Origin of the sequence: Tabrizicola sp. (assembly GCF_051645465.1) — a bacterium.
GTDB lineage: Bacteria > Pseudomonadota > Alphaproteobacteria > Rhodobacterales > Rhodobacteraceae > Tabrizicola.
Window position 1 is genome coordinate 20152 of the sequence record NZ_JBOFBI010000406.1, and the last position, 8865, is coordinate 29016.

The following is an 8865-nucleotide window of genomic DNA, read 5'->3' on the forward strand; positions in this document are numbered from 1 at the left end:
CCGGACCCCCGGGATATTTGTGGACAAAGAATGAAAGGGTTTGGCCGATGAGCACGCGTGACACGATGGAGCTGAAGGAAGAGACGATCAAGGCGCAGTATGAGGCGGCCCTGGGGATGGTCTTCGGCTTTGATCACGCGCCTCGGCTGGCTAAGCCTTTGGTGCAGGCTGTGGCGGTGGAGCGGTCTCCGGGGGTGGGAACGCGGCCGACGTTCCGGTCGACCGTGCCGGGGATGGCGACGCGGTCAACGGCGCGGCCGGGCGGGGTGCGGCTGGCGGAGCGGATCGAGGGGCTCGGCGATGGGTTGGTGACGCCGGTGCAGGCGGCTTGTCTCAACGCGTTGCGGCGGTCGCTGGCGATTGCGCTGGCGATGGGAGAGACGTTTTCGGCGCAGTCGGGGCTCGCTGAGCTGAAGAAGGCGAACCTTGAAGGCCGGGTGCCGGAGGCGAAGCGGGGGGAGTTCGGCGAGCTTCTGCAGGGTGAGGCGCTGGTGGTTTTGTTCACCTTTGCCAATGCTTTGGCTTACCTCATCGCGCCGCATGTGGGGTCGACGACTGTCGAGCTGGGGGAGGTTGAGGAGGTTCTGACGGACAATGCTCCGCTGGCGCTGCAGGGGGCTTTGTGGGAGCTGGATCAGGATATCGGCGCTTTGGCGACCGATGAAGTGAAGCTGGTGGCGGTCGTGTCGGCTTTTGCCGAGGCACTGATGAAGAAGGTGCAGATCCGGGCGGAGAATGGGGCTCGGGTGTCTGTGTTTACTGGCGGGTCGTGGAAGGTCGAGGCGGATGGGCTGACCATCGCGGGGTTCAAGCCTGCGAAGGCGGCGAAGGGTGGCCAGATCACCATGGCCTTCAAGAAGCCGCATGAGGTGGTGGGGAACCACATCGCCAAGTACCAGTCGCTACGGCTGTCGAAGATGCTGATGGCCTATGACTTCGAACGCCGCCTGAATCCGTTTGCCGAGCTTGGCGGGTTCATCTTTACCTTCATGGGGGATGGGAAGCCCGGCACCGGTAAGACCACGCTGATCCAGATGATGGCGGGGTTGCTCAACGACTACTGCAAGGCGGCGGGCTATCCGTTCCGCTACCAGAACTTCGCCATCGACCAGATCGACAGCTATCAGGGCAAGTCGGGGCAGAACGCCAAGGCCTTCATCGACGCGGTGGTGGACCCTTCGGTCATCGGCTTCGGCACAATCGATGACATCGACCAGGTGGCGGGCAAGCGGGGGGACCGGCAGTCCAGCGCGGGTCAGCAGGAGGTGACGGCGGTCTTCATGGGGGCCTTCGCGGGCGCGGGGACGGTGGTGCGGGGGAACTGCACCTTCGGGATGTTCTCGAACTACCCGGAGAACGTGGACGACGCTTTGCGGCAAAGGGCCGGGGCGCGGTTCCTGGTCGACGGGCCGCAGTCGAAGGAGGATTACATCGACATCCTCTCGCTTTTGCTGGGGAAGAACCATGCGATCCCTGTTGGGGACCATGAGCTTTTCGCGGCGCAGGAGATCAAGAAGGCGGTGGCGGCTTCGTTCGAGGGGCACTCGAAGCCGCATGAAGAGGGGTTGCTGAAGGTCTGGGATCAGGTGGCCAAGGACATCGGGCCGCTGGATACGCTGGCCAAGATGGGCATGTACCTCAAGGCCATCCAGCAGGCGGATGAACGGTTCACCGGCCGCGCGGTCAAGAACATCACCGATGCGGTGAAGGTCCGCGCGATGGACTTCGAGCTGCCGGACGAGTGGATGGAGAACCCCGATCTCTTCCTCTTCAAGCCCTACGACGAGAAGCTGACGATGATCCGCGGCCTGATGACCCCGATCACGGTCGAGATGGTGATCCAGGAGGTCAACCGCTACGCCGATTCTGAGTTCCGCTATGCCGACAAGTCGGATGAGGTGGCGATTGCCACGATGGTAAGGGACTTCGGCCGGACGGAAGAGGCGAAGCGGCGGTATCTGGAGGGGAAGGGGTGAGCAGCCCGGGATGACTTACACGCTGTCGCAGTTTGTTCTTGAAGCAGGTGTTGTTGCGGTGTTTTGCGCCCTGACAGCGCTGGCGGCAGTGGCATTTTCTCGCCGGGTGATCGGGCGATACGGAGCAGGATGGGTCGTTGGCGTCTTGATCCTGGCGGGGGCTGCGGTTGTGTCCTTTGGGGCCATGTGGGGGGCGGACCGGGCGTTTGTCCTCCTTGATCCGCGCGATGTGATTGCGCCGCCTGATACGGGGTCTGCTGTGGGTGATCTCATCCTGGTGCCTGCCCACATCCTTGCGCAGGTCGGGGCCGGGTTTGAGCATCTTTACGGGGTTCTGGTTGCCGCTGGCGTGTCGGCTATGGTCTGGCTGGGCGTAACCGGAACTGCGGCGCTGCGCTTTTGGCGACGGATTGAGGGGACAGTTTGATGGAGATGCAGCGGTATCTGGAGGAGAAGGGGTGAGTGAGGCCTTTACGCTCAATCTCTGGAATTCCATCCTGCCGCTGGTCTTGCTTTGCGGCCTCGTGGTGCTGTTGCCCGGATGGTTCTCCGGAAAGGGGAACGAGTCACATCGGGCGCTGGGCTGGGCGGCGTTCAAGACGGCGGTCGTGACCTATGCGGTGGGCGCCGTGGTGATGGCCGGGCTTTATGCGGCGATCAATGAGGGGGCCTATGAGCAGTTCGTCCGGGACCCCGTTGAGCGGGCGAACTTCTTCCTCAGCCGCTCGGCGCTGTTCGCGATGCTCTGGGGGCCGCTCCTCGGGTTCGTCTGGCTGGTGAAGGCGCAGGAGCTGAACCGGCGGATCGGGTTGAAGATGACGGATGGGGAAAGGGGGAAGGTATGATGGGCAACCCCGGCAGTGATTCATGGATATGGCTTGCGGTTCCGCCGGTGATGTTTGTGCTGGCGGCAGGTCATTGGCTGCTTTGGCGCCTTTCGCGGGAGGGGCGGAAGCGGGCGGCGTTTGCATTTGGGGCATTTATCGCTGTTGCAACTGCCCTGAGTGCGGGCGTCTTGATGGTCTCGCTCGAGTGGCTACCGTGGTCGCCAGAGGGACTGAACCTGAATGATCCCAATGCTGGGATATGGCCTGGATTGAGGTTTCTCATTGTGAATGCTGTGATCCTGCTTGCAGGGGGCCTCGTTCTAGCTGCAGTTGCCATGGGCTTCGGCAAGCTAAGCGGGTCAGGCGCAACGCGGGAACAAGAATGAAACGCCTCATCACCCACGGCCTGATGTTCGGGAACCTGATCGAGGTGTCCTCTCCGGCCCTCATCGAACGCTACAACCGGGCGCTCAAGCATTTGACGGGGAAGGTCACCAAGCTCGACGATTTCCACATCGACCTCTCCGGCTATTCGCCCGAGATCGGGGATGAGCTGGATGACGACCACTACCTCAACCCCAACGGGGCGAACCGGCAGTTCATTCTGCTGTCGACAGCCCAGAAGGATGCGCCTCTGCTGAACATCAGGTTCTCCACCAGCCGGGGGATCCTGACGCAGTTCATCGAGAAGAACGAGGCGCAGCTCTTTGCGCTGACCGCAAGGGATGCGGTGGCGGGGGAGTTGCAGAACTCGGTCTACGCGGTCGACACCCCGGCCAAGCTTTTCGACATCCGGCAGGTGACGGTGGAGGCGGATACGATCGGCGGGCATGTGGCGGACGCGGCGAAGCTGGCGAAGATGATCGACCGCTTCCGGACGGAACCCGACGGCTGGCGCGACGATGTGCTGGTGGCCGAGATGATCGGGCTGGCGAAGAAAACCGGCGACGTGACGCGGGTGCCGATCAGCCTTCCTGCGATGACCTTCGAGCAGGCGAATTTCTGGACCAGCCATTTCGGCGGGGTCTACATCTTCCGCGACGTACGGTTTCCGGGGGCGATCTCGACGCTGGACTGGAAGTCTCTGGGCGAGGTGCCGGTGCCGCAGGTCATGGACCTCACGCACAGGAACCAGATCGCCGACTGGCTGGAGCGGAACAACCTGACCGAGCCGATCGTGCAGGCTCGGGGCATGGATTCGGCGGCGGTGCTGCGGCAGAAGATGGATTTCATCCTCGTCGACGCGGCGGACCGGCTGGGGCTGGAGCTGGGCGACGCACGCCGGACAGAGCTGCGGAAGATCGCCTACAAGCTGGGCTCGGCTTTGCCGGAGGAGTTCCTGGGGCTGGCCGACCTCCTCCGCTGGGTGGAGGCTGGGGGGCCCTGGCCGAAGATCACCTCGGAGCATCCGGCGTATTTCTATACTCTGCGGGGGAAGGCGGGGCGCGACCGGGACCTGGTGAACATGCTCCTGTCCGAGCTGGCGCCCATGGACGTGCGGCAGATGTACATCACCCACAAGGAGCTGTTCTACGCCCAGTATGCCGGGTGGAGCGACCGGAAGAAGACCTATGTGGCCGATTTCCTCGCGCGGGAGTATCAGGTGGACCGGGAAGGCGCGCGGACGGCCCTCTTTGGCCCGGAGCCGGGGATGGACGAATTGCAGCGGCCGGAGATGGTTTCGGGGCCAAAGCCGACGCGGGGTCCGATAGCGGGGCCATGGGGAGGGAGACGGTAGATGGGTTGGCTGCGGCTTGCGTTCTTCATGTATGTGGCGCTGACGATCATCTATTTCGTCACCTCGATCTATTCGAGGTCCGTCCGGCGCGAGAAGCTTGAGAAAGAATGGGATACGGACCCGTCGAAAGAGGGTGTGCCGGAGGCGGAACGGACAGCCTTCATCGACGCGGGCATTGCCCAATATGACAAGGGGCTGAAAAAGCGGCTCCTTTGGCTTATCTACATCCTGCCGACCATCGGCTTTCTGGCGACGATCTACTTCGTGAACTGGGCCTGAGAGGAACCGCCATGTGGACCAAGATCAAATGGGGCATCCGGATCCTTCTGGTCCTGATCCTCGGGTTGTTCCTGCACTACACCCTGCCGCAGCGCGACGTGGTGCAGGTGATCAACACCTACAACCGGGTGACGCAGATCGGCGGGAACTGGATGTTCTACTCGATCGAGGACACGGGGACCGGGGTCGAAACCGAGACGACGTCACGCGATATCCGGTTCATCGACGGGGTCTTCGACGGTGGTGGCACGATCACCTACCGCAACGAAGACACCGGCTGGTTCTGGCCGCCGTATTTCAAGTGGGACAGCTCGACCCTGCAGGCCGAGGCGACCAATGCCTCGCGCCAGAGCGGTGAGTGGGTCGCGATCACGCACTACGGCTGGCGGCTGCCGATCTTCTCGATCTTCCCGAATGCGGTCAGCCTTACGCCGGTCGAAGGGCCGAACGTCACGCTGATCCCCTGGCTGAACATCATCATCCTGGGCTTCCTCGCCTTCGCGGTCTTCATGATCCGCAAGATGTGGCTGCAGTTCCGTGAGAGGATGGTCGACCCCGCGCTGGCCGATGTGGGCGATACGTTTGACGCGGCGGGCGCAAGGGTGGAGGCCGCGAAGAAGGAAGCGCGCGGGTTCTTCGGGCGGATCGGGGCTTGGGTGAACACCTGGCGGGCGAAGAAGTAGGTCTTGCCCAGGAGTGAGCCGAACAACCAGCATGGAAGTGTTGGCGGCCAACTGATCGGCAGTTCAAGACGTATTCGCGGATGAGCGCGCCGGTGGTCTCGAACTCCGACATCCGGCCGGCTCTTGACCCACGGTGGGACAAGAGCTTGATCCACGCGATTTCAATGGGTTATGGGGCCGTTAGGGAGTTGTTAGGGATTGAGGGATGAAGGGGAGTAGTGGGTTCACACCTGCCATAGTGGCGCCCTAACCCAGCCCGAGTGGGTCACCCCTTGTTGAGGTCGGATCAGGTGATCGGTGAGACGATGATTGGCGGAACCCCGCCAACAAAGAGTGGTGGGTTGGCACCCACCCTACAGCTCGCTGACCCAGGCCATGTTTCGCGCCGCCATTTTGGCCATAAGAGCGGAAACATATTCGTCACCAAATCTCTTGGTAAGCTCCAAAATGAGCACATCCTTCTCTAGTGGCGTAGAAGAGTACTTCAGCAAAAGCCAAAAGGTATGAAAATGAGATGCGACTCTATACAGCCTGACACCGTCGGTATCGCAAAGATCGAGCGACAAGGGCAAAAAATCCAGAAACGCTGCTTTGTCTCCAATGACTGAAAAGAAGCCAAGTGCAGAAACCGCAACTTCAAAATCTGTGACCAATTTCTTGCTTTCGAGAAGTTGGTTGCGGAGCACTGTTACAAGGCCCGCGGCGGCAGAGATGAAGTCGGCAGAAACACCACTTTCATCGATAGATACCATGCAAATATCGTTTCGCTTCGAGATAAGAGCTTGCATTTAGACGCCTCTCGTTTCTGTTCCTCGATTTACTGAGTTGAAGATAGATCTGGTACTGACTCCATAAGTAGATCATCGTATTGTACTAAAAAACAAGTAACCAAACACCAGTCCCAGCGTGCTCCAAAAGCCTAGCTCCACGGCATCAGGCATTTGGACAAGTGGCATCTTCATGTTGTTGCCTGTTGGCCCCGGTACGTCTTCGTCTGCATCGCTCCACTTGGGTGGCCACAAGGCTTCAGGCACTTCGTTCTTGCACAAATTGTGTCGATGATCAGCGCGCTCCTTACATGCGGCCTGTTGGGAGATGCTCATCCATTTGAACCCACTGCGGGATTTTTTTCTCTTCCTCCCACATTTGATGACAGCTTTCCCAACCATCCTGACACTGGACCAAGTCATCTGCGTACGGATTGTCGTGCGGCAAGCTATCTGACTGCGGACCCGGCACCCATAGACCGGTCGGGTCCGTGAACCTCCCCGGATTCTGCTTCACATACCCACACAGGAGGCCCCGTCGATCAGCCCGAGGGGGTCTGCCTGGAGGTAGCTCCGGTCGTCGGGTCGTAATCTCGCATCCAATTCTGGTGAAGGCCGTTCTCGCTTTGGAACCACTGTCCGGGGAAGCGGGCGGTGGGGAGGGTGCCGGTGGAGGTGTGGACGCCGCCGAAGGGGTTGTAGGTGGCGGACCAGACTTTGGTGACGGCGGTGGGGGATGAGAGCGTCCGGATCGCCTTGCGGCCCCGGGGTGTAACTCTCTGGTCTGGCGAGGAAACTGCGGCAGCGGGGGGTTGGCGCCGGTCCCTAGCTCTTTGGCGGACGGCGGGTCTGCGCCAGATTGTCCACGACCTTCGTCAAGTCCTGGACGCTGGCCCCCGCGCGGGCGGAGGCTGAGAGGCCGCGCATGACGACAAGGATCGCGAGGGCGTTGGTGTCTGCTTCGGGATCGCCAAGCTCGGCCAGGCGGTTGCGGATGGCCAGGCGTGTCGCCTCGATGCGCTCTCCGATGAAGGCGATCACCTCCGGGTCGCGTGAGCCGATAAGGCCGTCCAGCACCGGGCAGCCCTTGTCGGGGCCGGATGCATACTGCACGGCGGCGGCATGCAGAAGGCGGTGCCAGAGGTCGTCCGGGTCAGCGGCTTCGGCCAGAGCCTTGCCGACGAAGCGCCCCGAACTGTTGGCGTAACGGTCGATCGTGCGCTGGAAGAGGTTGAATTTGCTGGCATAGGCCGCATAGAGACTGGTCGGGGTGATCCCCAGGGCCGCGCAGATCTCGCTGATGCCGACGGCATCGTAGCCATGCCGCGAGAAGAGCTTCAGCGCGGTCGACAGCCCCGTTTCCAGATCGAACTTCCGTGGTCGTCCGCGGCCGACCGCATTTTCTGTAGTGGTCACTACATTAAGCCTTGCACCATTACCTCATTAATGTCTATACCACTACATAAGTCGGCCTTCAAGCAAAGGACGACTTCCCCCCGCCATCCATGAAAGGAAAGATCACATGCGCACCTTCTACTTTCACCCGTCGCCGAACCCGCTGAAAGTCGCGCTGATGCTGGAAGAGGTGAAGGCCCCCTATGAGGTCACGCCCATCGACACCTTCAAGGGCGAACAGCACCAGCCCGGTTTCCTTTCCAGGAACCCCAACGGCAAGCTGCCGGTGCTGGAAGATGACGGCGCGACGATCTTCGATTCCAACGCGATCCTGCTTTACCTTGCCGAGCAGCATGACGCCTTCCTGCCGAAGGACCGCGTGGCACGGGCGAGCGTGCTCAGCTGGCACTTCTTTGTCGCGACCGGGCTGTCGCCGTTCTCGGGCCAGGCGGTTCACTTCCTGAAGATGGCGCCCGAGGATCTGCCCTATGCCAAGAACCGTTACCTCAAGGAAGTCACGCGGCACTACACGGTGATCAACGACAGGCTGGGTGTTACGAAATACCTGGGCGGCGACACCTATTCCATCGCCGACATCGGCGCCTGGGGGTGGATGAACTTTGCGGGCTACATCTTTGACGACGGGCTGGCGGGGTTCCCGAACGCGAAGCGGCTCTTCGACGAGATATCGGCCCGTCCTGCTGCTGCTGCCGTCCAGAAGCTGCGCGAAAAGCACAGCTTCAAGCAGGATTTCGACGAGGAAGCCCAGCGCGCCCTCTTCCCGCAGAACGTCAACCGGGCCGCTTAGGCAAGGGGCCGCTCGTCGATGCACTTCGTGCACTCCTCGCTGGCGCTGCCCCAGCGAAGAGCGTCGAAGACACGCGATGAGCGGCCGGTCAGGCCCGTAAGCTGCCGCCGGTCGCTTTCGTCACCTTCTCGATGATCTTCGCGGAAACCGCTTCGATCTCGGCCTCAGTCAAGGTCGTGGCGGTAGGCTGCAGCCGTACGGTCAGCGCGATGGACTTCCTGCCCGCCCCCATCTGCGCCTCGGCCTTCTCGCCCGCGAACTGGTCGAAGACGCGGACGCTTTCGATCAGCGCCTTGTCGGCTCCCTGCGCGGCATTCACGGCGGTCAGCGCCTCGACCTTTGCGTCGACGACGAAGGCAAAGTCGCGTTCCACCGCCTGCAGATCGCTGATC

General features: G+C 61.6%; 10 protein-coding genes and 1 pseudogene. 8 read left to right on the forward strand and 3 right to left on the reverse strand.

Annotation, left to right across the window (positions count from 1 at the left end; genetic code table 11):
* Positions 1 to 47: 47 nt before the first annotated feature.
* The 7 genes from ACRCSW_RS24560 to ACRCSW_RS24590 are packed head-to-tail and all read left to right on the forward strand — an operon-like array spanning position 48 to position 5503.
* Positions 48 to 1976, forward strand: coding sequence for an ATP-binding protein (locus ACRCSW_RS24560; RefSeq protein ID WP_438708280.1), 1929 nt, complete (start codon positions 48 to 50; stop codon positions 1974 to 1976).
* A gap of 10 nt (positions 1977 to 1986) precedes the next feature.
* The gene (locus ACRCSW_RS24565; protein WP_438708281.1) at positions 1987 to 2403 is read left to right on the forward strand and encodes a hypothetical protein; all 417 of its coding nucleotides are present in this window, start codon (positions 1987 to 1989) and stop codon (positions 2401 to 2403) included.
* A gap of 31 nt (positions 2404 to 2434) precedes the next feature.
* A complete protein-coding gene (locus ACRCSW_RS24570; RefSeq protein ID WP_438708282.1) occupies positions 2435 to 2821 on the forward strand; it encodes a hypothetical protein in 387 nt (128 codons plus the stop codon).
* Positions 2818 to 3189 carry a hypothetical protein gene (locus ACRCSW_RS24575; protein WP_438708283.1) on the forward strand — a complete coding sequence of 124 codons (372 nt, stop codon included), beginning with the start codon at positions 2818 to 2820 and terminating at the stop codon, positions 3187 to 3189. The genes ACRCSW_RS24570 and ACRCSW_RS24575 overlap by 4 nt, the downstream gene beginning before the upstream one ends.
* Positions 3186 to 4541, forward strand: a complete 1356-nt coding sequence (locus ACRCSW_RS24580) for a DUF6638 family protein (RefSeq protein WP_438708284.1) — start codon at positions 3186 to 3188, stop codon at positions 4539 to 4541. The genes ACRCSW_RS24575 and ACRCSW_RS24580 overlap by 4 nt, the downstream gene beginning before the upstream one ends.
* Positions 4542 to 4820: a hypothetical protein gene (locus tag ACRCSW_RS24585; protein WP_438708285.1), complete on the forward strand. Its 279-nt coding sequence runs from the start codon at positions 4542 to 4544 to the stop codon at positions 4818 to 4820.
* Positions 4821 to 4831: 11 nt separating this feature from the next.
* Positions 4832 to 5503 carry a DUF1523 family protein gene (locus tag ACRCSW_RS24590; RefSeq protein WP_438708286.1) on the forward strand — a complete coding sequence of 224 codons (672 nt, stop codon included), beginning with the start codon at positions 4832 to 4834 and terminating at the stop codon, positions 5501 to 5503.
* Positions 5504 to 5856: 353 nt separating this feature from the next.
* Here the strand turns inward: ACRCSW_RS24590 and ACRCSW_RS24595 are convergent, their stop codons facing one another.
* On the reverse strand, positions 5857 to 6291 hold the full coding sequence (locus ACRCSW_RS24595; RefSeq protein WP_438708287.1) for a hypothetical protein: 435 nt from the start codon (positions 6289 to 6291) through the stop codon (positions 5857 to 5859).
* A gap of 804 nt (positions 6292 to 7095) precedes the next feature.
* Positions 7096 to 7686 carry a TetR/AcrR family transcriptional regulator gene (locus tag ACRCSW_RS24600; RefSeq protein WP_438708288.1) on the reverse strand — a complete coding sequence of 197 codons (591 nt, stop codon included), beginning with the start codon at positions 7684 to 7686 and terminating at the stop codon, positions 7096 to 7098.
* 106 nt (positions 7687 to 7792) lie between these two features.
* Between ACRCSW_RS24600 and ACRCSW_RS24605 the strand changes: the two genes are divergently transcribed.
* Positions 7793 to 8473 (forward strand): glutathione S-transferase family protein, encoded by a 681-nt coding sequence (locus ACRCSW_RS24605; protein WP_438708289.1) that lies wholly within the window; start codon positions 7793 to 7795, stop codon positions 8471 to 8473.
* Between the two features lie 88 nt (positions 8474 to 8561).
* On the opposite strand, the pseudogene ACRCSW_RS24610 reads toward ACRCSW_RS24605, so the two are convergent.
* A pseudogene (locus ACRCSW_RS24610) lies at positions 8562 to 8865 on the reverse strand (phenylalanine--tRNA ligase subunit beta); the annotation flags it as partial.

Bases quoted from the DNA above. Each gene is read 5' to 3' on its own strand.
- ACRCSW_RS24585 (WP_438708285.1), top strand. From the start codon at position 4,542: ATGGGTTGGCTGCGGCTTGCGTTCTTCATGTATGTGGCGCTGACGATC.
- ACRCSW_RS24565 (WP_438708281.1), top strand. From the start codon at position 1,987: ATGACTTACACGCTGTCGCAGTTTGTTCTTGAAGCAGGTGTTGTTGCG.
- ACRCSW_RS24595 (WP_438708287.1), bottom strand. From the start codon at position 6,291: ATGCAAGCTCTTATCTCGAAGCGAAACGATATTTGCATGGTATCTATC.
- ACRCSW_RS24580 (WP_438708284.1), top strand. From the start codon at position 3,186: ATGAAACGCCTCATCACCCACGGCCTGATGTTCGGGAACCTGATCGAG.
- ACRCSW_RS24590 (WP_438708286.1), top strand. From the start codon at position 4,832: ATGTGGACCAAGATCAAATGGGGCATCCGGATCCTTCTGGTCCTGATC.
- ACRCSW_RS24575 (WP_438708283.1), top strand. From the start codon at position 2,818: ATGATGGGCAACCCCGGCAGTGATTCATGGATATGGCTTGCGGTTCCG.
- ACRCSW_RS24605 (WP_438708289.1), top strand. From the start codon at position 7,793: ATGCGCACCTTCTACTTTCACCCGTCGCCGAACCCGCTGAAAGTCGCG.
- ACRCSW_RS24560 (WP_438708280.1), top strand. From the start codon at position 48: ATGAGCACGCGTGACACGATGGAGCTGAAGGAAGAGACGATCAAGGCG.